Annotated in this window: 26 protein-coding genes; 12 read left to right on the forward strand and 14 right to left on the reverse strand. The window is 74.1% G+C overall.

What is annotated here, in order from left to right; all coding sequences use genetic code 11:
* Positions 1–6 precede the first annotated feature (6 nt).
* Positions 7–501, forward strand: a complete 495-nt coding sequence (locus tag ACFYZF_RS05070) for a DUF3093 domain-containing protein (protein WP_387016196.1) — start codon at positions 7–9, stop codon at positions 499–501.
* A 34-nt stretch (positions 502–535) separates the two neighbouring features.
* Here the strand turns inward: ACFYZF_RS05070 and ACFYZF_RS05075 are convergent, their stop codons facing one another.
* On the reverse strand, positions 536–1,489 hold the full coding sequence (locus tag ACFYZF_RS05075; RefSeq protein WP_387016198.1) for a hypothetical protein: 954 nt from the start codon (positions 1,487–1,489) through the stop codon (positions 536–538).
* A gap of 190 nt (positions 1,490–1,679) precedes the next feature.
* Positions 1,680–1,976 (reverse strand): DUF4193 domain-containing protein, encoded by a 297-nt coding sequence (locus tag ACFYZF_RS05080; protein ID WP_007075406.1) that lies wholly within the window; start codon positions 1,974–1,976, stop codon positions 1,680–1,682.
* Between the two features lie 435 nt (positions 1,977–2,411).
* Here ACFYZF_RS05080 and ACFYZF_RS05085 point away from each other — a divergent pair, with 435 nt between their 5' ends.
* On the forward strand, positions 2,412–2,927 hold the full coding sequence (locus tag ACFYZF_RS05085; RefSeq protein ID WP_387017086.1) for a LytR C-terminal domain-containing protein: 516 nt from the start codon (positions 2,412–2,414) through the stop codon (positions 2,925–2,927).
* Between the two features lie 8 nt (positions 2,928–2,935).
* Here ACFYZF_RS05085 and ACFYZF_RS05090 read toward each other — a convergent pair whose 3' ends face one another.
* The gene (locus ACFYZF_RS05090) at positions 2,936–3,754 is read right to left on the reverse strand and encodes an inositol monophosphatase family protein (RefSeq protein ID WP_387016200.1); all 819 of its coding nucleotides are present in this window, start codon (positions 3,752–3,754) and stop codon (positions 2,936–2,938) included.
* A gap of 105 nt (positions 3,755–3,859) precedes the next feature.
* Here ACFYZF_RS05090 and ACFYZF_RS05095 point away from each other — a divergent pair, with 105 nt between their 5' ends.
* The 3 genes from ACFYZF_RS05095 (at position 3,860) to ACFYZF_RS05105 (ending at position 6,521) form a co-directional block, all read left to right on the forward strand.
* Positions 3,860–4,033, forward strand: coding sequence for a hypothetical protein (locus ACFYZF_RS05095; RefSeq protein WP_387016202.1), 174 nt, complete (start codon positions 3,860–3,862; stop codon positions 4,031–4,033).
* Positions 4,034–4,455: 422 nt separating this feature from the next.
* Positions 4,456–6,042 carry an RNA polymerase sigma factor gene (locus ACFYZF_RS05100; RefSeq protein ID WP_387016203.1) on the forward strand — a complete coding sequence of 529 codons (1,587 nt, stop codon included), beginning with the start codon at positions 4,456–4,458 and terminating at the stop codon, positions 6,040–6,042.
* 245 nt (positions 6,043–6,287) lie between these two features.
* Positions 6,288–6,521 carry a hypothetical protein gene (locus ACFYZF_RS05105; RefSeq protein ID WP_350885194.1) on the forward strand — a complete coding sequence of 78 codons (234 nt, stop codon included), beginning with the start codon at positions 6,288–6,290 and terminating at the stop codon, positions 6,519–6,521.
* Positions 6,522–6,646: 125 nt separating this feature from the next.
* Here the strand turns inward: ACFYZF_RS05105 and ACFYZF_RS05110 are convergent, their stop codons facing one another.
* The 3 genes from ACFYZF_RS05110 to ACFYZF_RS05120 all read right to left on the reverse strand — a co-directional run bounded on the left by ACFYZF_RS05110 (position 6,647) and on the right by ACFYZF_RS05120 (position 9,497).
* Positions 6,647–8,380 (reverse strand): DEAD/DEAH box helicase, encoded by a 1,734-nt coding sequence (locus ACFYZF_RS05110; RefSeq protein ID WP_387016204.1) that lies wholly within the window; start codon positions 8,378–8,380, stop codon positions 6,647–6,649.
* A gap of 198 nt (positions 8,381–8,578) precedes the next feature.
* Complete coding sequence (locus ACFYZF_RS05115) at positions 8,579–9,238, reverse strand: trimeric intracellular cation channel family protein (protein WP_387016206.1); 660 nt, start codon at positions 9,236–9,238, stop codon at positions 8,579–8,581.
* A gap of 40 nt (positions 9,239–9,278) precedes the next feature.
* Complete coding sequence (locus ACFYZF_RS05120) at positions 9,279–9,497, reverse strand: DUF3039 domain-containing protein (protein WP_161688218.1); 219 nt, start codon at positions 9,495–9,497, stop codon at positions 9,279–9,281.
* A gap of 88 nt (positions 9,498–9,585) precedes the next feature.
* Between ACFYZF_RS05120 and ACFYZF_RS05125 the strand changes: the two genes are divergently transcribed.
* Together ACFYZF_RS05125 and ACFYZF_RS05130 are read left to right on the forward strand one after the other, a co-directional pair.
* Complete coding sequence (locus ACFYZF_RS05125; protein WP_387016208.1) at positions 9,586–10,518, forward strand: pseudouridine-5'-phosphate glycosidase; 933 nt, start codon at positions 9,586–9,588, stop codon at positions 10,516–10,518.
* Entirely contained in the window at positions 10,515–11,414 is a 900-nt protein-coding gene (locus ACFYZF_RS05130; protein ID WP_387016210.1) for a carbohydrate kinase family protein, read from the forward strand. Before ACFYZF_RS05125 ends, ACFYZF_RS05130 begins: the two co-directional genes overlap by 4 nt.
* Positions 11,415–11,445: 31 nt before the next feature.
* Here ACFYZF_RS05130 and ACFYZF_RS05135 read toward each other — a convergent pair whose 3' ends face one another.
* Complete coding sequence (locus tag ACFYZF_RS05135; protein WP_387017088.1) at positions 11,446–11,802, reverse strand: DUF3099 domain-containing protein; 357 nt, start codon at positions 11,800–11,802, stop codon at positions 11,446–11,448.
* Positions 11,803–11,907: 105 nt separating this feature from the next.
* Between ACFYZF_RS05135 and ACFYZF_RS05140 the strand changes: the two genes are divergently transcribed.
* Entirely contained in the window at positions 11,908–12,195 is a 288-nt protein-coding gene (locus tag ACFYZF_RS05140) for a hypothetical protein (RefSeq protein WP_387016212.1), read from the forward strand.
* Between the two features lie 12 nt (positions 12,196–12,207).
* Positions 12,208–12,519, forward strand: a complete 312-nt coding sequence (locus ACFYZF_RS05145) for a hypothetical protein (RefSeq protein ID WP_387016213.1) — start codon at positions 12,208–12,210, stop codon at positions 12,517–12,519.
* Positions 12,520–12,537: 18 nt separating this feature from the next.
* Here ACFYZF_RS05145 and ACFYZF_RS05150 read toward each other — a convergent pair whose 3' ends face one another.
* The 3 genes from ACFYZF_RS05150 to ACFYZF_RS05160 all read right to left on the reverse strand — a co-directional run bounded on the left by ACFYZF_RS05150 (position 12,538) and on the right by ACFYZF_RS05160 (position 14,605).
* Complete coding sequence (locus ACFYZF_RS05150) at positions 12,538–13,458, reverse strand: hypothetical protein (protein WP_387016214.1); 921 nt, start codon at positions 13,456–13,458, stop codon at positions 12,538–12,540.
* Positions 13,458–13,727, reverse strand: a complete 270-nt coding sequence (locus ACFYZF_RS05155; protein ID WP_387016216.1) for a hypothetical protein — start codon at positions 13,725–13,727, stop codon at positions 13,458–13,460. Before ACFYZF_RS05155 ends, ACFYZF_RS05150 begins: the two co-directional genes overlap by 1 nt.
* A 293-nt stretch (positions 13,728–14,020) precedes the next feature.
* Positions 14,021–14,605: an HhH-GPD-type base excision DNA repair protein gene (locus tag ACFYZF_RS05160; protein WP_387016217.1), complete on the reverse strand. Its 585-nt coding sequence runs from the start codon at positions 14,603–14,605 to the stop codon at positions 14,021–14,023.
* Between the two features lie 142 nt (positions 14,606–14,747).
* Between ACFYZF_RS05160 and ACFYZF_RS05165 the strand changes: the two genes are divergently transcribed.
* On the forward strand, positions 14,748–16,232 hold the full coding sequence (locus ACFYZF_RS05165) for a methyltransferase (RefSeq protein ID WP_387016219.1): 1,485 nt from the start codon (positions 14,748–14,750) through the stop codon (positions 16,230–16,232).
* Entirely contained in the window at positions 16,232–16,654 is a 423-nt protein-coding gene (gene dtd, locus ACFYZF_RS05170; RefSeq protein WP_387016221.1) for a D-aminoacyl-tRNA deacylase, read from the forward strand. Before ACFYZF_RS05165 ends, dtd begins: the two co-directional genes overlap by 1 nt.
* Positions 16,655–16,786: 132 nt before the next feature.
* Here dtd and ACFYZF_RS05175 read toward each other — a convergent pair whose 3' ends face one another.
* Positions 16,787–17,575 (reverse strand): sporulation protein, encoded by a 789-nt coding sequence (locus ACFYZF_RS05175; protein ID WP_387016222.1) that lies wholly within the window; start codon positions 17,573–17,575, stop codon positions 16,787–16,789.
* Positions 17,576–17,827: 252 nt separating this feature from the next.
* Here ACFYZF_RS05175 and sigB point away from each other — a divergent pair, with 252 nt between their 5' ends.
* A complete protein-coding gene (sigB, locus tag ACFYZF_RS05180; protein ID WP_387017090.1) occupies positions 17,828–18,832 on the forward strand; it encodes an RNA polymerase sigma factor SigB in 1,005 nt (334 codons plus the stop codon).
* Between the two features lie 67 nt (positions 18,833–18,899).
* Here the strand turns inward: sigB and ACFYZF_RS05185 are convergent, their stop codons facing one another.
* The 3 genes from ACFYZF_RS05185 to ACFYZF_RS05195 form a co-directional block, all read right to left on the reverse strand.
* Positions 18,900–21,458: a GNAT family N-acetyltransferase gene (locus tag ACFYZF_RS05185; protein ID WP_387016224.1), complete on the reverse strand. Its 2,559-nt coding sequence runs from the start codon at positions 21,456–21,458 to the stop codon at positions 18,900–18,902.
* Positions 21,459–21,488: 30 nt separating this feature from the next.
* Positions 21,489–22,670, reverse strand: a complete 1,182-nt coding sequence (locus ACFYZF_RS05190; RefSeq protein ID WP_387016226.1) for an acetoin utilization protein AcuC — start codon at positions 22,668–22,670, stop codon at positions 21,489–21,491.
* A gap of 81 nt (positions 22,671–22,751) precedes the next feature.
* Complete coding sequence (locus ACFYZF_RS05195) at positions 22,752–23,597, reverse strand: sulfurtransferase (protein WP_387016228.1); 846 nt, start codon at positions 23,595–23,597, stop codon at positions 22,752–22,754.
* Between the last annotated feature and the right edge of the window lie 74 nt (positions 23,598–23,671).

The following is a 23,671-nucleotide window of genomic DNA, read 5'->3' on the forward strand; positions in this document are numbered from 1 at the left end:
GCAGGAGTGAGCCGATCGCCGTCCTCGCCCCCCGCCACCACCGTGACCACCGCCTATGCGGAACGTCTCAGCCTGCCCTGGTGGGCCTGGCTGGCCGGTCTGGCGCTCAGCGGCTTCCTCGCCCTGGAGCTGTGGTTGGGCGCCGACGGGGCGCGCGGCTGGCTGCCGTTCGTGGTGCTGCTGCCGGCGGCGGTGGCCGCCCTGTGGTGGCTGGGACGGATCCGGGTCGCGGTGGCCGACGGGGAGCTACGGGTCGACGACGCCCGGCTGCCGGTACGGTTCGTGGCCGACGCCGTCCCGCTGGACGCCACGGGCCGCCGCGAGGTGCTCGGCGTCGGGGCCGACCCCCTCGCCTTCGTGGTCCAGCGCCCGTGGATCGCCGGGGCGGTGCAGGTGGTGCTCGACGACCCCGCCGACCCCACCCCGTTCTGGGTCGTCAGCACCCGCGACCCGGTACGCCTCGCCGCGGCGCTCCTCGCCGCCCGCGACGCCGCCGCCTGATCCCGCCGGGGCCGGCTCAGGGCAGCGGGCCGGCTCAGGGCAGCGCGGGCGTGTTGCCGCCGCCGGGCAACGTCCGGCGCTGCCGGCGCAGGTCGGCACGGAGCTGGTCGGCGAGGGACCGGGTGGCCCGCCGGTTGAGGTAGCTGGCCACCGCCGCCCCGGTCAGGAACGGGCCGAGGGTGGTCAGGTTTCGGCCGAAGCGCTTGAGCAGGGTGTCCCGCAGTTCCTTGCGCGCCGCCGTGCCGAGCACCGCGCCGACGCCCACTCCGGGCAGCATCGGGTTGATCCCGCGCTGGCCGGCCCAGGACTGGACCACGGCCACCGTCCGCTGGCTGCCGCCGGTGGGCAGCGGGGCGCCGTACACCTCGTGCAGCTCGCCGATCATCTTCAGCTCGACGGCCACGACCGCGACCGTCTCGGCGGCCAGCAGCACCGGCGCGGAGAGGAGCGTGGGGGCGACCGCCCACTCCACGGCCGCGACCCCACCGCCGGCCGCGCCGATCCCGGCGGTCGTCCGGGCTGCGTTGCGGATCAGCCGGTCGGCCAGTGCCTCGTCGTCCAGGCCCGGGAAGTGCCGACGCAGGGTGGCCAGGTCACGGACGGGCACGTGTGGGGCGACCTCGGCGACGGCGTCGGTCATCCACCGCACGGCGGCCGTCGGCTTGAACAGGTCGGCGAGCCCTCGGACGCGCACCTGCCCGACGAGCCGGGTCAACAGCTGCCGCCGCCGGGCCGGCTCGATGTCGTCGGCGGTCAGCGCGGCCACGGTGGCGCCGATCTCGGTCCGGCCGTCGTCCGGCACGTCGCGCCCGGTCCCGTCACGCCGGTCGGCACCCGGCGCCGCCGCGTCCGGCCTGACCGCGCTGGGCCCGGCCCCGACCGAACCGCCCCCGTCGCGCCCAGTGGCGTCGGGCATGGTCGGACCGGGCATGGTCGGACCGCCGGTGAGCGGGCTTCCGCCCGTGCCGTCGTCGCTGCGCTCGCCCATGCGCCGACCTCCCCGATGGTGTGGGTGAAAGCTGCTGTGACGAGTCAAGCAGCTTCCTGCCACCGGCGCACGGCGGCGAGACCGGTCGGTGAGGCTCCGGCGGGGTCAGCGCCGGCAGGCGGGCGGGAAGTGTCAGCTCCCGAAGCGGCGGCCTCGTCTGGGAGGCCGCCGCCGGTGTCCCGAGTCAGGGTCAGACGCACTCTCGGCAGATCAGCTCGCCATTGCGCTCGACCGCCAGCTGGCTACGGTGGTGGACGAGGAAGCAGCGGGCGCACCGGAACTCGTCCTGCTGCATCGGTAGCACCTTGACCGTGAGTTCCTCGTCGGCCAGGTCAGCGCCGGGCAGCTCGAAGCTCTCGGCGACCTCGGCCTCGTCGACGTCCACGGCGCCCGACTGTGAGTCGACGCGTCGGGCCTTGAGCTCTTCCAGGCTGTCCTCGCCGAGGTCGACCTCGTCGCGACGCGGGGCGTCGTAGTCGGTGGCCATCGGTCTCACTCTCCCATATCGATATGGTCGCTTCCGGTTGTAACGCCGGGCGACGCTGTTTCGGTTCCGTTGGCCGGCCACCATTTTGTGTCGGTCACCCGACCCGACGGCCGGTCAGGTCAGGGCAGCCAGAGAAGCACCCCCAGCGAGCGCGGTACCTTACCCCCCTCTGGCGAGGCATGTATACCGCCCTCGTGGCTCAGATGGACGCCCCAGCCGTCGAAGTTGTTCCCAATGTGACTCAGGCGACACGAAGATAGGGGTAGTAGTACCCGCTTCCCGGTTGGCGCGCCGGCATGTCGGACTGTTTCCACGCGACGGCCGGACAACCGTTAACCTCAGCGGCGTACTCGACGGCCGGCGGGGCGGCCTGACCGCCGACGGCCGCCGCCACCCACCCATCGTCCGGGGAGCGCCCAGATGAGTTTTGCGCGAGTGCGAGCACTCGTTGTCGTCGGTCTGCTGGCGGTCGTCGCCCTGGTCTTCGTGGTCGTCGCCCTGGTTCGCGACACCCAGGGCGAGGCCGGGCTGGCCGGCGGCTGCCCCGAGGACGCCCCGCTGGCGGACGTCACCCTGCGCGAGCGCAAGGACGTGAAGATCAACGTACTCAACGGCACAGACCGGCCCGGCCTCGCCTCCCAGGTCGCCGACGAGTTCAGCAACCGGCAGTTCCAGGTCAAGAAGACCGCCAACGAGAAGAAGCAGATCGACGACGTCGCGGTGCTGCGGTACGGCCCGAAGGGCGTCGGCTCCGCGCACCTGCTGCGCGCGTACTTCCTCAACAACGCCGAGGACGGGTACGACGCCAAACGCAAGGACGACACCGTCGACGTGGTGCTGGGCAACGGCTTCCAGCAGTTGGCCACCACCACCGAGGTGAACCAGGCCCTCGGCGACCTGGGTGCCCCGGTCGCGCCGCTCGGCTCGTGCCCGATGCCCGTCAAGAAATGACCCGGCGGTCAGGGCCCGCCTGAGGCGTCCAGGTCGGCCAGCCGGTCGTGCAGCGGCACGAACAGCGCCGACGGTGCGGCGATCACCAGGTCGGGCCCGGCCGGCCGGCCGCCCAGCCCGCCGACCCGCAGCCCGGCCTCGGCAGCGACCAGCGCCCCGGCCGCCTGGTCCCAGGCGGCGAGCCCCTTCTCGTAGTACGCGTCCACCCGGCCCTCGGCGGCCAGGCAGAGGTCCAGCGCGGCGGCGCCCTGCCGGCGGATGTCCCGCACGTGCGGGATCAGCTCGGCGAGCACCCGGGCCTGGTGCGATCGCCGCCTCGGGTCGTAGCCGAATCCGGTGGCGACCAGCGCCTGGCCGAGGTCGGTCTCGGTCGAGCAGCGCAGCCGCTCCCCCGCCCGCCAGGCGCCGCCGCCGACGGTGGCCGTCCACTCCTCGCCCGTGAACAGGTTGCGCACCACCCCGGCGACCACCTCGCCGTCGACCTCGGCGGCCAGCGAGACCGCGCAGTACGGCAGCCCGTACAGGTAGTTGACGGTGCCGTCGATCGGGTCGACGATCCATCGCACCCCGCTGCTCGCCTCGCCGGCCGTGCCCCCGCCGTACTCCTCGCCGAGCACCGAGTCGTCGGGGCGGAGCGTGGCCAGCACGTCGAGGACCTGCCGCTCGACGGCCCGGTCGGCGGCGGTGACCACGTCGGTGACGGTGGTCTTGGTCGCGGCGACGAAGACCCCCTCGGCGCGCATCCGGTACGCGGTGTCCGCCGCGTCCCGGGCCACGTCGATCGCGATCTTGAGAAGTTCCCCCGGTGTCGGCGTCGAACTGGTCATGGTTCGCTCCCTTCCCGCGCGCCGGCCCGGGCGGATGGATTGAAGTACGGGCAGAGGCCACGAAGATCAACGGTTGCCGAGACCGTGTGCTGTCCTGGAGGAACTGTGCCCGCTGTCTCGGATGCCAGCAACCCGAACCGCTACCAGGGCCGGCGCAACTCCGGCACCGTCGGGGACCGCGTGGCGGACGGCGCCCGGGGCGTCGGCGCGGTCACCATCCTGGGAACGGGGCCAGTTGCCGCGCCGTCGCCCACCTCGCACCTTGAGGACGGAGTTTGACCGGCACGTCCGGTTGCAGTTGGTATTGTCCGCTAAGTGCCTAACTCCCCGTCCGTGGCGTCCGCGCCCGCCGCCGCCTCCGCCATCGCGGTCGACCCACGGCCGTCGCGCCGACCGGCGGTTCGGGCGCGGCCCGCTCACCGCCGGTCTCGGCAGGCGGGATCCCCCGCTTCGCACGCCGGTATCATCGTTACGAAGTCCACATCTACGCCGAACCAGCGGTCCCAACCGCCGGTACGCAGTGCGGCGCAGGATGATCCCCGCAGACGGCGTTACAATTCACCCCTGCCCACGCGCCACGGACCGCCGACGACCGGCCGGCCCGGGACACGGGGGTCCCTCAACCAAATCGTCCGGCACCGTGTCCCGCGCTGCGCCGGACAACCCGGCCGTGCTCGCTTTTCGCCTCCGGAAGGTCATTCGTGACAGAACCCCGCCAGACCGGCGCCGACGTTCGCTCGCTCACCGACACCCTGATCGCCCACGCGCAGAGCGCCGGTGGCCAGCTCACGTCGGCCCAGCTCGCGCGCACCGTCGAGTCCGCCGAGGTGACTCCGGCCCAGGCCAAGAAGATCCTGCGGGCGCTCGCGGAAGCGGGGGTGACCGTGGTCGTGGACGGCTCGGTCGGCCCCCGCCGCCGGGTCGCCGCCGCCCGGTCGGCCACCCCGGCGTCCCGTGCCACCACCGCCAAGACCACCAAGAAGGCCGCCGCGCCGGCCCAGAAACAGGCCTCCGCCGCCGCCGACGAGGCCACCCCGGCGTCGCCCCGCAAGGTCGCCGCGCGCAAGGCCACCACCGAGGCGGTCGCCAAGGCGGCCGTCCCGGCGAAGGCCACGAAGTCCACCCGGGCCACCAAGGCGACCGTCGCCGCAGCCGCCGGCAAGCCCGCAGGCAAGGCCAAGGGCGAGGGCGAGATCGACCCGGAGGAACTCGCCGCCGAGATCGAGGACGTGGTGGTCGAGGAGCCGGCCGAGCTCGCCCGGGCCGCCGCGTCCGACGCCGCGAGTTCCGCCACCGACAACGACTTCGAGTGGGACGACGAGGAGTCCGAGGCGCTCAAGCAGGCGCGCCGCGACGCCGAGCTGACCGCCTCCGCCGACTCCGTCCGGGCGTACCTCAAGCAGATCGGCAAGGTGCCCCTGCTCAACGCCGAGCAGGAGGTGGAGCTCGCCAAGCGGATCGAGGCGGGCCTCTATGCCGCCGAGCGGCTGCGCGCCGCCGAGGAGGGCGAGGAGAAGCTCGTCCGCGACATGGTCCGCGACCTCGGCTGGATCACCCGGGACGGCGAGCGGGCGAAGAACCACCTGCTGGAGGCCAACCTCCGGCTGGTGGTGTCGCTGGCCAAGCGCTACACCGGCCGCGGGATGGCGTTCCTGGACCTGATCCAGGAGGGCAACCTGGGCCTGATCCGGGCGGTGGAGAAGTTCGACTACACCAAGGGCTACAAGTTCTCCACGTACGCCACCTGGTGGATCCGGCAGGCGATCACCCGGGCGATGGCCGACCAGGCCCGCACCATCCGCATCCCGGTGCACATGGTCGAGGTCATCAACAAGCTCGGCCGCATCCAGCGCGAGCTGCTCCAGGACCTGGGCCGCGAGCCCACCCCGGAGGAGCTGGCCAAGGAGATGGACATCACACCGGAAAAGGTGCTGGAGATCCAGCAGTACGCCCGGGAGCCCATCTCGCTCGACCAGACCATCGGTGACGAGGGCGACAGCCAGCTCGGCGACTTCATCGAGGACTCGGAGGCCGTCGTCGCGGTCGACGCCGTCTCCTTCTCGCTGCTACAGGACCAGCTCCAGCAGGTGCTCCAGACGCTCTCGGAACGCGAGGCGGGCGTGGTCCGGCTCCGCTTCGGCCTGACCGACGGCCAGCCGCGCACGCTGGACGAGATCGGCCAGGTCTACGGGGTGACCCGGGAGCGGATCCGGCAGATCGAGTCCAAGACGATGTCGAAGCTGCGTCACCCGTCCCGTTCACAGGTACTCCGTGACTACCTGGACTGAGCCCGCCGCGTCAACCAGCCGTGTCGGTTTGATCACCAGACGTACAACACCCGATGGTGATCGGCCGGTTGCACGATTGTGATCGTTGACGTGGCACCCTTGGTGCACGGCACACTGTTGCTGCCATGTGTGACCTCGGTCCCCCGCGGGCACACAGGGAAGGCAGGGCCCGAGTTGGGTGTTGCACGATAGGTGAGCAACGACCGAAGAGATTGTTCATCGGTGACGACCAGAGGAGGAAGGCGATGACCCCGACCCTCACGCCGCCGCACGAGACGGTGGCTCCCCCAGCCGCCGATGAACGGTGCGACCGCTGCAACGCTGCCGGCAAGCTCCGTATCACTCTGGCGGGCGGGAGCGAGCTGGTGTTCTGTGGGCACCACGCGAACAAGTACGCGGAGGATCTCGTGAAGATCACCGTGCGGTACGCGACGGACCCCGAGTTCAGCTGGCGTGGCGCCGATCTTATGGCGAACTGAGACCGCGTAGACCCCACACCGACATTGCCGGCCGGAGGCGCCCCACAGGGGCCCTCCGGCCGGCTTTTCGGCACTCTGGGCACCACTTTCCGCCCAACCCGCCCACGAGGCGGGTCGGGGGTCGGTCAGAGGGTCTGGACCGTGGCTATGCGTTCCTCCAACTGCTCGATGGTGGCCTGGGCGCTCGGAGGGCCGCCGCAGAGGCGGCGCAGCTCGGCGTGGATCTTTCCGTGCGGCAGGCCCGTGCGGTGGTGCCGGGCGGCCACCAGGGCGTTCAGCTGCCGCCGTAGCGCCACCCGACGCTGGGCCGCGCTCATCGGCGGCGGGGGCGCCACCGTGGCCACAGGGGCCTGCCCAGCGGCCCGGTCGACGGCCCGGCGGCGCTGGGCGGCCAACTGCTCGGCCTGCCGCTTGGTGAGCAGCAGGGAGACCTGGTCGGCGGTGAGCAGCCCGGGCAGGCCCAGGTACTCCTCCTCCTCGGGGGTGCCGGCCTGGGCGGCGGTGCCGAAGGACGCGCCGTCAAAGATCACCTGGTCCAGCTCGGCCGTGGCGGACAGGGCGGCGAACCGCTTCTCCAGTTCCCCGCTGGCCTGGTCGTCGCGCTGCGCGCGCTCCAGCAGGTCGTCGTCGAAGCCCTCGCGGTCCTTCGGCTTGCCGAGCACGTGGTCCCGCTCGGCCTCCATCTCGCTGGCCAGCCCGAGCAGGTGCGGCACGCTGGGCAGGAAGACCGACGCGGTCTCCCCGGGGCGGCGGGCCCGGACGAACCGCCCGATGGCCTGCGCGAAGTAGAGCGGCGTGCTGGCGCTGGTGGCGTAGACCCCAACCGCCAGCCGGGGGATGTCGACGCCCTCGGAGACCATCCGGACCGCGACCATCCACCGCTGCCCGGACTCCGCGAACGTCGCGATCCGGGCGGACGCGCCCTGGTCGTCGGAGAGCACCACCGTGGCCTTCTCGCCGGTCGTCTGCTCGATGAGGCGCGCGTACGAGCGGGCGGTCTGCTGGTCGCTGGCGATGATCAACCCGCCGGCGTCGGTCATCCCGGCGTTGCGCAGCACGGTCAGCCGGGCGTCGGCGGCCCGCAGCACCTGCGGCATCCAGTCGCCGGCCGGGTCCAGGGCGGTGCGCCAGGCCTGCGCGATCAGGTCCTGGGTCATCGGCTCGCCCAGCCGGGCGGACAGTTCGTCCCCCGCGTTGGTCCGCCACCGGGTCTCCCCCGAGTACGCCAGGAAGAGCACCGGCCGGACCACGTTGTCGCGCAGCGCGTCGGAGTAGCCGTACACGACGTCGGCGCGGGAGCGGAGCAGGCCGTCGCCGCCCCGCTCGTAGGTGACGAAGGGGATCGGGTTGTCGTCGGAGCGGAACGGCGTGCCGGTCAGCATCAGCCGGCGCACGGCGGGCTCGAACGACGCCTTCACGCCGTCACCCCAGGTCCGGGAGTCGCCGGCGTGGTGGATCTCGTCCAGGATGACCAGGGTGCGGCGGGTCATGGTGCGCCGCCGGTGCACCTGGGGCGCCATGCCGACCTGCGCATACGTGACGACGGCTCCATGGAAGTCGGCGGAGGAGTGCAGATCGGCGTTGCGGAACGCCGAGTCGAGCTGGATGCCGATCCGGGCCGCCGCCTCGGCCCACTGGCTCTTCAGGTGCTCGGTGGGGGCGACCACGGTGACCGCCTCGACGGTGCCGTCGGCGAGCAGCTCAGCGGCGATCCGCAGGGCGAAGGTGGTCTTGCCGGCCCCGGGGGTGGCGACCGCCGTGAAGTCCTCGGAACGTCGTCGCAGGTACTCCACCAGCGCCTTGCGCTGCCAGGCTCGCAGTGGTGGAAACGTCTCGAGCGCCGGCGTCCGGGCTGCCACGCGTCAGGCTCCTCTCCGACCGCCACGACGGCGGACCCCGGCCGAGGGCCACGGGTACCGCCGCCCATGAAAAAGGCCCTCGCGCATCGGTTGCCGCGAAGGCCGAGTCAGCATAACCAGCGCACGGCGGTCGGCCCAGGCGACGCCACGCTGGTCACATCCGCACCGCGCGACAACCCACCGAGGGCGTCCCCGTCATCACCGTGGGTCAGCGGTGTGGTCGCGGGTGCCGGTGCGGGGCGGGCGGAGTGTGGCCACCGGGGCGGACCAGCGCCGCCGCAGCGCCATCAGGCGCAGCGCGAAGACGAACACCGCCGCGGCGGTCAGCCCGGCAGCGTCGGCGCGCCCGGACGCGTGGAGCGCCGCCACGGCGATCGAGCCGGCGAGAGCCGCCACCGCGTAGATCTCCCGGCGCAGCACGACGGGGATCTCGCCGGTGAGCAGGTCCCGGGCGAGCCCGCCGCCGATGGCGGTGAGCATGCCGATGAGGCAGGCCCCGACCGGCGGGACCTGGGCGTCGAGCGCCTTGAGGGTGCCGGTGACGGTGAACAGCCCGAGGCCGGCGGCGTCGAGGACCAACACGGTGGTGCGCAGCCGGGCGAGCTGGGGGTGCAGCCAGAACACGGCGGCGGCGGTGACCGCGGCGGTGGCGGCGTACCGCCAGTCGGCGAAGGCCAGCGGGGGCGCCTCGTCGATGACCAGGTCGCGGAAGATCCCGCCGCCGAGCGCGGCGACGAAGCCGACGAAGGCGACGCCGAACAGGTCGAGCCGCTTGACCACCGCCGCGGAGGCGCCGGAGGCGGCGAAGACCGCCACCCCGGTCAGGTCGGCGAGGAGCAGGGCGGTGGAGGTGGTCACCGACGAAGGTTACGTGGGCGGCCGTCCCGGCCGCCCACGGTCACTCGCGCCAGGATTCGTAGATCTCCTTGCACTTCGGGCAGACCGGCGAGCCCGGCTTGGCCGCCTTGGTCACCGGGAACTTCTCCCCGCACAGTGCGACGACGAAGGTGCCCATGACGGCACTTTCGGCGATCTTCTCCTTGCGGACGTAGTGGAACATCTCGGGACCGGTGTCGGCGTCCTTCAGTTCCGGACGCTCAAGAACCTCTGTGCTCACGACTGCACCTCCAACTTTCCAGTTTGACAGGTCGGCCTGACCGGGTCCACCGCAGGCCACCCGCGCGCGGGCACGTACCGTAGCGGATGTGAATAACTTCCACGTACGTCTCGGCACCGAGGTGGCAGCCGCCCTGCGGGAGCACCGCCCGGTCGTCGCCCTGGAGAGCACCATTGTGTCGCACGGCCTTCCCCGGCCGGACAACCTGCGGGTAGCCCGCGAGATCGAGCAGACGGTACGCGACGCCGGCGCTGTCCCGGCGACCATCGGCATGGTCGGCGGCCAGCTGGTGGTGGGGCTGGACGACGCGGAGCTGACCCGGCTCGCCACCGTCGACGGGGTGAGCAAGCTCTCCGTCCGCGACCTGGCGGTGGCTGCCGCGACCGGGGCGGACGGAGCCACCACGGTAGCCGCCACCAGCGCGGTGGCCGCCGCCGCGGGAATCGGGGTCTTCGCCACCGGCGGGCTGGGCGGCGTGCACCGGGAGGCCGCGCACACCTTCGACGAGTCCGCCGACCTGGGCACCCTGGCCCGGACCCCGATCGCGGTGGTCTGCGCCGGGGTCAAGTCGATCCTCGACGTGGGAGCCACCCTGGAACGGCTGGAGACCCTCGGCGTCGCCGTGGTCGGCTACCGCACCCGGCGGTTCCCCGGCTTCTACCTCACCGACGCCGGGTTCGACCTGGACTGGTCGGTCGACTCCCCCGAACAGGTCGCCGACGTGCTGGCAGCCCGGGTCGGGCACGGCGTGCACTCCGGCGGCCTGCTCGTGGCCAACCCGCTCCCGGTCGACGAGCAGCTCGACCCGGCCCTGCACGACCGGACGCTCACCGAGGGCCTGGCCCTGCTGGAGCGCGACGGGGTGACCGGCAAGGCCGTGACGCCGTACCTGCTGGCCCACTTCCACTCCGCCACCGCCGGCGCCAGCCTCGCGGTGAACGTGCGGATCATCCTGCGCAACGCCGACCTCGCCGCCCGGGTCGCGGTCGCCGCTGCACGCCGCGGGGACTCCGCCGCATGACCGCTCCGCCCCGCGTCGTCGTCGTCGGCGACCTGATCACCGACGTGGTCGCGGTGCTCGGCGGGCCGCTGGCGACCGGCTCGGACACGCCGGCCGCCATCCGGGTCGGCGGCGGCGGGCAGGCGGCCAACACCGCCGCCTGGCTCGCCGCCCAGGATGTCCCGGTGACCATGGTCGGCGCGGTCGGGGACGACGACGCGGGACGCGACCGGGTGGGCGAGCTGGAGCGCGCCGGCGTGGACTGCGCGGTCGAGCGGCACCCGGGCCACGCCACCGGCACCGTCATCGTGCTCACCGGCGACGGGGAGCGCACGATGGTCACCGAGCGGGGCGCGAACCTGTGGCTCACCGCAGGGCACGTGGAGCGGGCCCTGGCCGGGGCGCCGGACGCGCGGCACCTGCACCTGTCCGCGTACACCCTGCTCGACGACGGATCGCGCGGGGCCGGGTTGCGCGTGCTGGCCGCGGCGCGCGAGCGCGGGCTCAGCATCAGCGTCGACGCGGCGTCCGCGGCGCCGCTGCGGCGGGTCGGCGCGGCAGCCTTCCTGACCTGGGTACGCGACGTCGACCTACTCCTGGTCAACGCCGACGAGGCGGCCGTACTGGCCGGCGGGCTGGACCCGGCGGCGCAGGCCAGGGCACTGTCGGCGACGGCGAGGCGGGTGGTGGTCAAGCGGGGCGCGGCCGGGGCGGTCTGGGCCGACCGGACGGCGACGGTCAGCGTCGCACCGGCGCGGCGGGTGGCCGTGGCCGACGTCACCGGGGCCGGGGATGCCTTCGCCGCCGGGCTGCTGTCCGCCTGGCTGGCCGGGGCCACCCCCCGGGAGGCGCTGGACCGGGCCGGCGACCTCGGCGCGCTGGCCGTCTCCACGGTCGGCGCCCGACCCGCCTCCTGACCCCGGACGCGCCAGGTCCCGGCCGGGCCGGTCAGGGCTCGGCGTCGATGACCTTGTACGGACGCTCGTCGGCGGTCAGGCTCATCGGCGGGGTCTCGTCCCGGTTGCGGGGGTGGAACCGGTTGGCCAGCCGGTGCTGCTCCTTCGGCGGCCGGTCGTTGGCCAGCAGCACCGCCAGCCACGGGATGAGCACCATCCCGAGACCACACAGCGGCAGCCAGAGCCAGAGCATGGGGGCCTGCGCGCCGACCAGGATCGCGCCGGCGATCACACACGCCACCCGGATGGCCATCATCACGATGTAGCGCCGCTGCCGGCTGTTGAGCTGATCGCCCTGACTGCGGGCCGCGTCGGTGATCAGGATCGGTTCGTACGCCTGACGCTTCACCACGGACCTCCAAGAGGGACTGCCCCCATCCTGTCACTCCCGACCGGTGATCAGCGAAAATCGGCTCTTCTCGGCGCGTGTTACGTGCGTGGTACGATCCGCCTCGTGGGCAGCCGGTTCAGCTTCACCGACGAGGCGCTGGCCAACCTGCGCGTCTACGGCGTCGCGCCCGGCGAGGTCTGGGAGGCGCTGCACAGCCCGCGCCGGGTCATCCGGCATCTCGGCGACGACGTGATGGTGGTCTACGCCGCGGCCCGCCACGGACGGCGGCTGGCGGTGCTGCTCGCCGAGGCCGACGGCGCCGACAACGACTGGGACGTCCTGTCCGCCCGGGAGCTGAGCGACGTCGAGGCCAAGCGCTACGACGAGGCCGTTCGCAGATCCCGTCGATGAGGAGGCGTGGCGATGAACCGTAACGACGCGACCAAACAGTTCCACAGCGGCGACGACCGGCTCGCCGAGCTGATCGACTCCAGCCAGCCGGTGGAGCTGCCCGCCCCCGACACCGACGTGCCGATGGTCAGCCGCTCGGTGCGGCTGCCGCTAGAGACGTACGAGCGGGTGCGGGCCGCCGCCGACGCCCGCGGCATCGGGGTGACCACCCTGATGCGGCAGTGGATCGAGGCCGGCCTGACCGAGCTGGACGACTCGGCGACGGTCTCGCTGGCCGACGTCCGGCGCGCCCTCGCCGCGCTCTCCCGGCCCACCGCCGCCTGAGTCGTCCGTCGCCGCGCCTCAGCCCATGAGCTGCCCGAACGCAGCACGCTCCGCGTCGCGCACGTACGTCCGCCCGGACGGGTACGTCAGCGTGGCGTGCAGGTCGCAGTCGCCCCGGTAGAACCACTCGACGTACGGCACGTCGGGCTGCGCCCGCAGGTGGGCCATGTTGTCCCGCATGGCCTGCGCGCAGACGGCCCCGTCCGGGTCGTACGGCGTCCCGTCGTCGAGGGTGGGCTTGCGCCTGATCCCCCACTCCGGGACCACCAGCGGCCTGCCGACCCGCCTCGCCTGGGCGAGCGCGAACTCGTTGCGCTCCACCGGGGTGCGGTACCGCTCGTAGCCGGTGTCGTAGATGTCGAACCCCACCGCGTCCACCCCGGGGTAGCTGGCGACCACCCCGAAGTCGGCCCACCAGGACGCCTGCCGTCGGGCGGCGTACTCGGTGAACACCGGCACCAGCCAGACCTCGCGACGGCGGGGGTGCCCGGCGAGCGCGCCGACCAGTTCCTGCCACTGCTCCCGGAACGCCGCCGGGGCCGGGTCGCCCCCGGACTGCTGCTCCGGCTCGTGGTCGAGCGTCACCAGGTCCACCACCCGGCGGCGGCTGGCCGGCCGGGCCGAGAGCCAGTCCCGGACGGCCGCCGCCGAGGTGCCGGCGGTCCAGTCCTTGAAGCTGTAGTGCAGCGGGCAGTCGGCGGGCACCTGGGCGAGAAGCCCCGACCAGGGCTCCAGGCCGACGCCGGGGCCGGAGTAGAGCCGCACCGTCCTCGGGTGCGGGTACCGGGTGAGCATCGCCTGGATCGCGGCGACCGAGCTCTCCGGAGGTGTCCAGCCCAGGGCCGTCGGCGCCGCCACCCTGACCGCCGTGCTGACGGTGGTGGTGTTGCCCCCCGCGTCCGCCACCCGCGCGGTCAGGGTGACCGTACGGGTGAACATCAGACCCGGACCGAGAAGCGACCGGCCACCGCCGGGTCGGCGACGATCGTCACGGCCGGATCGGTCGTGGTCAACTCGAACTTCAGCGGGTCGCCGACGGTCAGCGTGGTGGTGGCGGTCGCCACGTGCCCGGCCACGTCGGTGACCTTCCCGGCCACGGTGACCGTTCGGGCGTCCGGGTCGTAGGCGTCGATCACCACCTGGGCGGTCTGGCCGGGCTGGAGCGTGCTGGGGGTCGCGGTGATCGACCGGATGACGGGGTTGGCCATGGTGCCCTCCGGGGGCGGCTGCGGGCCTGAGCCCAGGCGATCGGGATCAGCCGCGGGCCGCCCACCCTGCCCGGTGGACGCACCCGATCGGCAGGCCCGTGCCGTCGCGCGCCGGACGACCACCCGCTGCGCCGTTGCGGCGGGATGGGCGTCGCCCGATACCCGCTGCTCTGCTTGCAGAATGCCACGTCAGCGGCCCTACGGGTAGCCACCGACGGGACGAGACCCACGCCCGACCCGCCCGTCCACCGTCGCCCCGCCCTCCGGGCGGCGAGCCCGGCGGGCGGTCCGCGTCAGCCCTTCGCGGCCTTCGCCTCCGCCTTCATCCGCTGCTTGTACTCCCGCACCCGACGCAGCGACTCCGGGTCGGTGACGTCGGCGACCGACCGGTACGCGTCGGCGTCGCCGTACCCACCGGCCGCCTCGCGCCAGCCGTCCGGGGTGACACCGAACCGCTTGCCGAGCAGGGCGAGGAATATCTGCGCCTTCTGCCGGCCGAACCCGGGCAGCCCGGCGATCCGGGCCAGCAGCTCCCGCCCGTCGGCGGCGTCGGCCCAGAGCCGGGCGGCGTCCCCGTCGTACCGGTCCACCAGGGTTCGGCACACCTCCTGCACCCGGGCCGCCATCGCCTTCGGGAACCGGTGCAGGGCCGGTGGCCGGGCGAAGACCGCCACCAGCTCGTCCGGGTCGTACCCGGCCAGCTCGCGGGCGTCCGGCTCGTGCCCGAGCCGCTGCGCCAGCACGTACGGCGAGGAGAACGCCTTCTCCATGGGGACCTGCTGGTCGAGCACCATGCCGAGCAGCAGGGCCAGCGGGCTGCGTTCCAGCAGCCGGTTGGCCTCGGGGTCGATGGGGAGCGAAACCGTCATGCCGTCCATCCTCCCCGTCACCGGCCCCGGGCCGACGGCGACTCCCCGGGGCCTGCGGCGCGGGGTCCGCGCCGGGCCGCGCCGCTCCCCGGCGGGCGGATTTGCGGGCGGCGGTGACGGGTCGCCCGGGCCGGGAGGGCAGGATGGCAACGTGGACGAACACGACATGCTGCTCTCCCCCGCCGGCGTCAACGCGCTCCGGACGGCGCTGACCCGCGCCGCGTACACCTCGAACGGGATCGCCGACCGGCTCGGCCCCCAGGCCACCGGCGGGGCGGCCCGCAACGACTTCCGGGCCGCGCTGCGGGCCACCGAGGACCGTGACCCGCTCGGCACGCTGATCCGGGTGTTCATCTGCGACCAGACCGAGCCGGAGGCCGCGGTGGCCGCCGCGCTCGCCCCGCTGACCGTGGACGAGGCGCTGGTCGGGGGCCTGGTCGAGCGGCACGGCGACGGCCTGCGTGCCGGCGTGGACCTGGAGCCGTACGGGGACGACTGGTGGGTCCTCGCCGACCTGCCGGCCAGTTCCCGGCCGGGCCGGCCGCTGCACTCCGATCACGTGCTCGGCATCGGCGGGGCGACCCAGACGCTGATCGGGGCGGCCGTGCGGCGGCCGGTGGAGACCGCGCTGGACCTGGGCACCGGCTCCGGGGTGCAGGCGCTGCACCTGTCGGAGCACGCCCGCCGGGTCACCGCCACCGACCTCTCGCGGCGGGCGCTGCGCTTCGCCGCCACCACCGCCGCGCTCAACGGCCAGGACTGGGAGCTGCTACGCGGCGACATGGTCGCCCCGGTCGCCGGGCGCAGGTTCGACCTGGTGGTCAGCAACCCACCGTTCGTGGTCGGCCCCGGCACCACCACCCACGTCTACCGGGACTCCGGCCGGGCGGGCGACGCGATCGGGTCCGAACTGGCCGCCGCCGCCCCCGGCCTGCTCACCGAGGGCGGCACCATGCAGTACCTCGCCAACTGGGTGCACGTGACGGGCGAGGACTGGGGCGAGCGGGTGGCCGGCTGGTTCGCCGGCACCGGCCTGGACGCCTGGGTGATCCAGCGCGAGGTCGCCGACCCGATGGCGTACGTGAACCTGTGGCTGACCGACGTCGGCGAGGCCGCCGACCCGCACCGGATGGCGGCCTGGCTGGACTGGTTCGACGCGCACAAGGTGGAGGCGGTCGGCTTCGGCATCGTCTCGCTGCGCCGCGCCGGGCACGCCGACCCGGCGGTCCGGGTGGAGGACCTGCGGCAGCGGGTGGAGCCGCCGCTGGGCGACCGGATCGCCGCCTGGTTCGACCGCCAGGACTGGCTGCGAGCACGTGACGCCGAGGGGCTGCTCGCCGAGCGCTACCGGGCCGCCGAGGGGCTCCAGCTCCGCCAGGAGGCCACCATGGGCGACGAGGGCTGGGCCGTGGACCGGCAGGTCCTCGCCATGCCGCACGGGCTGCGCTGGACCGAGGAGGTCGACCCGCTGGTGCTGGCCCTGGTCGGCGGCGCGGACGGCCGGTTGCCGCTGCGTGACCAGCTCGCGCTGCTCGCCGCCGCGCACGACGTGGCGCCGGAGGAACTGGCCGACTCGGCCGGCCCGATCGTGGCGCACCTGGTGGAGCGCGGCATCATCGAGCCGGTCACCGCCTGATGCGGGCGGTGGTGCAGACGGTCGGCCGGGCCAGCGTCACGGTCGACGGCGAGGTCGTCGGCGAGGTCACCGACGGGCTGCTGGTGCTGCTCGGGGTGACCCACACCGACACCCCGGAGACCGCGCGGACCATGGCCCGGAAGGTCCACGAGCTGCGCATCCTGGACGACGAGCGCAGCGCGGCGGACACCGGCGCCGGCATCCTGGTGGTCAGCCAGTTCACCCTCTACGGCGACGCCCGCCGGGGCCGCCGGCCGAGCTGGACCGCCGCCGCCCCGGCAGAGATGGCGGAACCCCTGGTAACGACGGTCGTCGAGGCGCTGCGCGAGCGCGGCGCCCCGGTAGCGACGGGCCGCTTCCGCACCCACATGCTGGTGGAAAGCGTCAACGTAGGCCCCCGCACCCTGCTCCTGGACCTCTGATCCCGCCCCCACCCCAGCCCCCACCCCGTTGACCAAGAGGTTTACGTCGTCCGGAGCCCGGCCCCTGACGCAAACCTCTTGGTCAACTGTGCCCGTGACGGGCCGGGGCCGGGGCCGTCCGCAGGGGGAGGGTCAGAAGAACAGGCCGCGGCGCTGGACGGACTGGCGGAGCCAGCCGTCGAGCTGGGCGGCCCAGTCCGTGTTGTGTGCCGTGGCGTGGGGGACGGTGAAGCGACCGAACGCGTCCCGGCCCTCGGTGAGGACGCCGCCCCGCTTGTCGATCTCCAGCACCACCTGCACCTGCTGCGGGTCGGTGACGAAGGTGACCTCCAGCTGGTTGATCGCCCGGGCGTACTGGGGCGCCGGGTAGAACTCGATCTCCTGGTAGAACGGCAGGGTCTGCCGTACCCCGTAGATGTGGCCCCGCTCGTTGTCGGCACGGGCGAACCGGAAGCCCAGCCGCAGCAACGCCTCCAGCAGCGCCTCCTGGGCCGGCAGCGGGTGCACCGCCACCGCGTCCAGGTCGCCCTTGTCCACCGCGCGGGCCACCTCCAGCTCGGTGCGCAGCCCCATCGTCATCCCGTGCAGGTGCTGCCCGTACAGCTCGGTCAGCGGCGTCTCCCACGGCACGTCGAAGCGGAAGGGCACGTCGTAGCGCTGACCCGGCTCCAGCCGGAACGCCCCCGTCAGTTGGCGGCGCTGGAACTCCTGGCTGGTCTCGTAGTCGTTGTCACCGCTCTCCACCTCGACCCGGGTGACCAGGCCCAACGCGACATACTCGACGTCCACCGGGTGCTCGCCGCCGGCCACGTGGACGGTGCCCTCCAACTGCCCGCCGGGGCGGCAGTTCGGGTTCGCCAGGATCGTCTCCACCGACGGGCCGCCCACGCCCATCGCCTGCATGAGCCGCTTGAAGACCACGACACGCTCCAGTCTCTCGGTGGTCGGTCGCCGCGGCGACCGACCGTGTGACCGGCCAGGACGGCCGACCGCTGGCACGGTAACCGGGGTCGGCAAGCCCCGGGCGCGTGGACACCCCTATTATCCGTGTCGGTTCCCCGATCGCCTCACTCCCGTTTCACGCCCGACTTGCCAGAGTGTGTGTCACCGGCGCCACTGGGCCGGTGAGACGGCACCGACGTGGACACGGGGAGAACAGAGATGGTCCTGCAGATGACCGAGAACCAGATCGGCCCGGCCGTCACCATCGACGCCGAGCTCGGCACCGACACCCTGACCGACCTGGACGCCACCGACGAGCGCGGCATCTCCACAGACCTGGTCCGGGCCTACCTCAACGGCATCGGACGCACCAAGCTGCTCACCGCCGCGCAGGAGGTCGAGCTGTCCCGCCGGATCGAGGCCGGGCTCTTCGCCGAGGAGAAGCTGGCGACCTGCACCCCGGTGTCCACGGAGCTGCGGTCCGACCTGGAGCTGATCGTCGCCGAGGGCCGCGCGGCCAAGGACCACCTGCTCGAGGCGAACCTGCGTCTCGTCGTCAGCATCGCCAAGCGGTACACCGGCCGGGGGATGGCGTTCCTGGACCTGATCCAGGAGGGCAACCTGGGCCTGATCCGGGCGGTGGAGAAGTTCGACTACACCAAGGGCTTCAAGTTCTCCACGTACGCCACCTGGTGGATCCGGCAGGCGATCACCCGGGCGATGGCCGACCAGGCCCGCACCATCCGCATCCCGGTGCACATGGTCGAGCAGGTCAACCGGATGGTCCGGGCCCGCCGCGAGTTGGCCGTCACGCTGGGTCGCGAGCCCATCGTCGCCGAGGTCGCCAGGGCCATGGGCGTCCCCGAGTTCCAGGTCATCGAGCTGATCTCGTACGACCGGGAGCCGGTCAGCCTCGACCAGGCCGTCGGCGAGGACGGCGAGAGCGTCCTCGGCGACTTCGTCGCCGCCGTGGACCCGTCCGCCGGGCCGGGCGAGGCCGCCGCCGACGGCGAGCTGCGCAAGGAGGTGCGGATCGTACTGGCCACCCTGTCCCAGCGGGAGCAGGCCGTGATCCGGCTCCGGTTCGGCCTGGACGACGGCCGGCAGCGCACCCTGGACGAGGTGGGCAGGGAGTTCGGCCTGTCGCGGGAGCGGATCCGGCAGATCGAGAAGGTGACGCTGCTGAAGCTGCGTGACCCGGAGCGGGCACAGCGCCTGGAGGCGTTCGCCTGCTGAGCGGTCGTGTCGCAAGGAGGGGCCCCGGCGGTTCGCCGGGGCCCCTCGCGCGTGGTGACGCCGCCCCTCACAGCCGGCGGGGGCCGGTATCGGGGCGGGCGCCGGCGGCGCCGGTGCGGACGGTGGCGTGCAGCACGGAGACTCCGTCCGGACGGGCCAGCACCGGGTTGAGGGTGAGCGAGCGGACCCGGGGCTGCTCGTCGGCGAGCCGACCGACCCGCAGCAACAGCTCCACCAGAGCCGCCCGGTCCACCGGGGCGGCCCCACGGTGCCCGCGCAGCAGCGGCGCGGCCCGGGGCGTGTCGACCAGCTCGGTGGCGTCGGAGTCGGTCAGCGGCACCGCCCGCCAGGCCCGGTCGCCGAGCAGTTCGGTGGCGACGCCGCCGAGCCCGAACCCGACCACCGGCCCGAACGCCGGGTCCTCCACCAGCTCCACCACGCAGGGCACTCCGGGTGGGACCATCGCCTGCACCAGGACGTCCGCGCCGAACGCCGACGCCATTTCCACGTACGCCCGGCGGAGGGCCGGCTCGTCGGCCAGGTCGAGGCGGACCGCGCCGAGGTCGAGGCGGTGCCGCAGCCCGGCCGCGGCGGCCTTCAGCGCCACCGGCCAGCCGAGCGCCCCGGCGGCGGACACCGCCTCGTCGGCCGAGCGCGCCGGCACGGAGGGCGCCACGTCGATCCCGTACGCAGCGAGCAGCCCGGCCGGATCGGCGCCGTCGGCCCGCAGCGCGGCCTGGGCGGCGGCGGGGTCGATCCGGGGCAGCTCGGGCAGCACGCCGGGTGGGCGACGCAGCCAGTCGGCGTACGTGGCGACCCGGCCCAGAGCGCGCACCGCCTCCTCCACGCTCGGGTACGCCGGCACCCCGGCCGGGGGCCGCCCGGCGAGGAACGTGGCCACCACCGGCCGGCCGGCGCCGAACGCACCGGGCAGAGCGGCGGCGAAGTCGGCCTCGGGGTCGGTGAGCTGCCCGGGCAGCGGCGGGGCGAAGACCGCGACGAGGGCGTCCACGCCGTCGTCGGCGGCGGCGACACCGAGCGCGGCGGCGAACTCGGCCGCCCCGGCCTGGGGCCCCACGTCGGACGGGTAGCCGGCGGCCACGGTCAGCCCCTGCGCGGCGCAGGCCGTGGCGGCCAGCCCGGTCAGTGCCGAGGAGTTGCCCACCACGCCGACCCGCCGGCCGGCCGGCAGCGGCTGGTGGGCCAGCAGCACGCCGACGTCGAGCAACTCGGCGACGGTGTCCACCCGGATCACGCCGGACTGGGCGAACAGGGCGCTGACCGCGACCGCGTCCGGGCCGGGGGCGTCGGCGTTCAGCCCGGGCGGGCGGGCCGGGGAGGCCAGCGCCACCACCGGCTTGTCCCGGCCGATCCGCCGGGCCAGCCGGGCGAACTTGCGTGGGTTGCCGAACGTCTCCAGGTACAACATGATCGCGTCGGTGCCGGGGTCGTCCTGCCAGTACTGGAGCAGGTCGTTGCCGGAGACGTCGGCCCGGTTGCCGGCCGAGACGAAGCTCGAAACGCCCAGGCCCCGCCGGTGCGCCTCGGCGAGCAGGGCCACCCCGAACGCCCCGGACTGGCTGAAGATGCCCACCCGGCCGGGTGCCGGCAGCGCCGGGGCGAGGGTCGCGTTGAGGCGCACCGCCCCGTCGGTGTTGGCCACGCCGAGGCAGTTCGGGCCGACGACCCGCATGCCGGCGGCGTGCGCCGCGCGGACCAGGGCCCGCTGGGCCGCCGCGCCCGCCGGACCGGCCTCGGCGAAGCCGGCGGAGATCACCACCAGGCCGTGCGCGCCGGCCGCCGCCGCGTCGGCCACCACCGCGCCGACCGCCTCCGGGGCCACCGCGACCACCGCCAGGTCGATCGCCCGGCCGGCGTCGACCGCCGAGGGGTACGCGGGCAGCCCCGCCACCGTCGCCGCGCTCGGATGCACGGGCACCACCGCCCCGGTGAACCCGCCGTCGCGCAGGTGCCCGAGCAGTGCCGCGCCGACGCCCTGGCCGGTGGCGCTGGCCCCGTACACGGCGACGCCCCGGGGGGCGAGCAGCCGGGCGATGGAACGCGCCTCGGTGCGGTGCTCCCGGCCGCGCTGCACCTCCAGCGTCTGCTCGGTGGGAGCGATCGGGAAGCTGAGGTGCACCACGCCGTCGGCGTACTGGCGCTGGACCTGGTAGCCGAAGTCGGCGAAGACCCGCAGCATCGCCCCGTTGGCCGGGAGCACCTCGGCGACGAAGCGCACGATCCCGGCCCGCCGGGCTGCATCGGCCAGGTGCTCCAGCAGCACCGAACCGATCCCCCGGCCCTGGTAGGCGTCCTCCACCACGAACGCGACCTCGGCCTCGGGGGCCTGCGGGCCGAGCCGCTCGTACCGACCGACGGCGACGATCCGGTCGGCGGCCAGCACCACGAACGCCTCCCGGTCCCGGTGGTCGACCACCACGAACCGCCGCAGGTCCCGCTCCGGGATCCGCGGGTACGGCGAGAAGTAGCGCAGGTAGCGGGTGCGCTCGGAGAACCGCGAGTGCATCGCCACGATGCCCGGCGCGTCGTCCGGACGGATCGGCCGCAGCCCGACGGTCGTGCCGTCGCTGAGCAGCACGTCCACCGGCTGGTCGACAGTGGTCACGCCTTCGGTCCCCTCCCCGGGCACGCCGACTCAGTCGCGCGGGTCGTGCGGATCGAGCCCGAGCAGCGGGAACACCGCCTTGCGGGTGGCCGCGACGGCCCGGTCCACCGCGTTCGGCTCGCCCGTCGGCTGCCACGGCTCGTACGCCGGGTCGACGTCGTCGGTCATCCGCAAGGGAACCTCCCGGCCGGGGCGGCGCTCGGCGGCCAGCCGCCGCCAGCCCGGTGGGGTGGGCGTGGCCGGGTCGACCGGGTCGCCGGTGGCCACCGCCAGCAGGTGGGTCCATGCCCGTGGCACCACCTCGACCAGGGCGTACCCGCCGCCGCCGGTGGCCACCCAGCGCCCCTCGCACAGCTCGTCGGCGAGCGCCCGCAGGGCGACGTAGGTGGCCCGCTGCCCGTCGACGGAGAGGTGCAGGTCCGCGAGGGGGTCGATCCGGTGCCCGTCGGCGCCGCACTGGGTCACGAGGATCTGCGGCCGAAACGCGCGCAGCACCGACGGCACGATCGCGTGGAACGCGCGCTGCCAGCCGGTGTCGTCGACGCCGGGCGGCAACGGCACGTTGACGGCGCTGCCCTCCGCGCCGGGGCCGCCGGTCTCGTCGGGGAAGCCGGTGCCGGGGAACAGGGCCAGCGGGGTCTCGTGCAGGCTGACCGTGAGCACCCGGGGGTCGTGGTAGAAGATCTCCTGCACGCCGTCGCCGTGGTGCACGTCCACATCCACATACGCGACCCGCTGCGCGCCGAGGTCGAGCAGCCGGGCGATGGCGACCGCGGGATCGTTGTAGACGCAGAAGCCGGCGGCCCGGTCCGGCATGGCGTGGTGCAGTCCCCCGGCCACGTTGACCGCGCGCCGTGCCTCGCCCCGCCAGACCGCCTCGGCGGCGGCCACGGTGGCCCCGGCGATCAGCGCACTGGACTCGTGCATCCCGTCGAAGACCGGGTTGTCGGAGGTGCCCAGCCCGTAGCCGGCGAAGAGCGGATCCCGGGGGGCGCTCCGCACCGCGTTCAGGTAGCGCGGGTCGTGCACCCGGGTGAGCAGGGCGTCGTCGGCCGGCGCCGGAGCGACCAGACGGACCCCGGGCCGGTCGAGAACGCCCAGCTCGCGGGCGAGCGCGACGGTCAGCTCCACCCGGACCGGGTCGAGCGGATGGTCACCCATGTCGTAGGCGAGCAGGGCTTCGTCCCACACCACCACAGTGTCCTCGGACATGGGCCCATCGTCGCACGAGCACCGACGGCGGCCCATCACACGCGCTGGCCCCGCGGCCGGTTTCGGCCGCGGAACCTGCGGTCAGCCGCCGGTGGCCACGGGGCGGGACGGGTCGGCGACCCAGTTGCTCCACGACCCGACGTAGAGCCTGGCGTCCGGGCGGCCGGCGAGGTGCAGGGCGAGCACGGCCTGCGCGGCGGTCACCCCGGAGCCGCAGTACGCCCCGACCGGTACGGCGTCGGTGACCCCGGCGGCGGCGAACCGGTCCCGCAGCACGGCTGCGGCGGGGAACCGCCCGTCCGGGTCGACGTAAGCGCCGGCGGGCAGGTTCACCGCGCCCGGCACGTGCCCGGCGACGGGGTCGACCGGCTCGGTCTCGCCCCGGTAGCGCGCTGCGGCCCGCACGTCGAGCAGCACCCCGGAGCCCGCGGCGAGCGCGGCGGCGGCACCGGTGTCCAGCACCGGCAGCTCCCCCGGCCGGACCGACACGTCGCCAGGCACCGGGGCGGGGACCTCGGTGGACACGGGCAGGCCGGCGGCCACCCAGGCCGGGAACCCGCCGTGCAGCAGCCGCACCGGCCGGTGCCCGGCCCAGCGCAGCGTCCACCAGGCGCGGGCGGCGGCCACCCCGTCGCCGCCGTCGTACACGACGACGGGGTGACCGGCGCGGACGCCGGCGGCCCGCAGCGCGGACCGGAGGGCGGCGGGGTCGGGCAGCGGGTGCCGGCCGGCCGCGCCGGGCGGCCCGGACAGCTCGGTGTCGAGGTCGACGAAGACCGCGCCGGGGAGATGGCCGGCGGCGTAGTCGTCGCGGCCGGGCGGGCCGACGAGCCGCCAACGGACGTCGAGCAGGGTGGGCGGGTCGGCGTGGTCGAGCTCGGCGGCGAGCCGGTCGGTCTCGACCAGCGGCTCCTCGGTACCGGACATGGTGTCCAGTCAACACCATCCGGGCAGCGACCTCGCGTTTCGCCGGAGGGCCTTGTCCGGCGCCGGGGTAGCAT

The sequence above is a fragment of the Micromonospora sp. NPDC001898 genome (assembly GCF_042891255.1).
In the GTDB taxonomy this organism is placed as follows: Bacteria; Actinomycetota; Actinomycetes; order Mycobacteriales; family Micromonosporaceae; genus Micromonospora.

Coding starts and splice junctions, on each gene's coding strand:
- ACFYZF_RS05080 (WP_007075406.1), bottom strand. CDS start 1,976: ATGGCCACCGACTACGACGCCCCGCGTCGCGACGAGGTCGACCTCGGC.
- sigB (WP_387017090.1), top strand. CDS start 17,828: ATGACCGAGAACCAGATCGGCCCGGCCGTCACCATCGACGCCGAGCTC.
- ACFYZF_RS05075 (WP_387016198.1), bottom strand. CDS start 1,489: ATGGGCGAGCGCAGCGACGACGGCACGGGCGGAAGCCCGCTCACCGGC.
- ACFYZF_RS05195 (WP_387016228.1), bottom strand. CDS start 23,597: ATGTCCGGTACCGAGGAGCCGCTGGTCGAGACCGACCGGCTCGCCGCC.
- ACFYZF_RS05090 (WP_387016200.1), bottom strand. CDS start 3,754: ATGACCAGTTCGACGCCGACACCGGGGGAACTTCTCAAGATCGCGATC.
- ACFYZF_RS05145 (WP_387016213.1), top strand. CDS start 12,208: ATGAACCGTAACGACGCGACCAAACAGTTCCACAGCGGCGACGACCGG.
- ACFYZF_RS05150 (WP_387016214.1), bottom strand. CDS start 13,458: ATGTTCACCCGTACGGTCACCCTGACCGCGCGGGTGGCGGACGCGGGG.
- ACFYZF_RS05155 (WP_387016216.1), bottom strand. CDS start 13,727: ATGGCCAACCCCGTCATCCGGTCGATCACCGCGACCCCCAGCACGCTC.
- ACFYZF_RS05190 (WP_387016226.1), bottom strand. CDS start 22,670: ATGTCCGAGGACACTGTGGTGGTGTGGGACGAAGCCCTGCTCGCCTAC.
- ACFYZF_RS05105 (WP_350885194.1), top strand. CDS start 6,288: ATGACCCCGACCCTCACGCCGCCGCACGAGACGGTGGCTCCCCCAGCC.
- ACFYZF_RS05160 (WP_387016217.1), bottom strand. CDS start 14,605: ATGGACGGCATGACGGTTTCGCTCCCCATCGACCCCGAGGCCAACCGG.
- ACFYZF_RS05130 (WP_387016210.1), top strand. CDS start 10,515: ATGACCGCTCCGCCCCGCGTCGTCGTCGTCGGCGACCTGATCACCGAC.
- dtd (WP_387016221.1), top strand. CDS start 16,232: ATGCGGGCGGTGGTGCAGACGGTCGGCCGGGCCAGCGTCACGGTCGAC.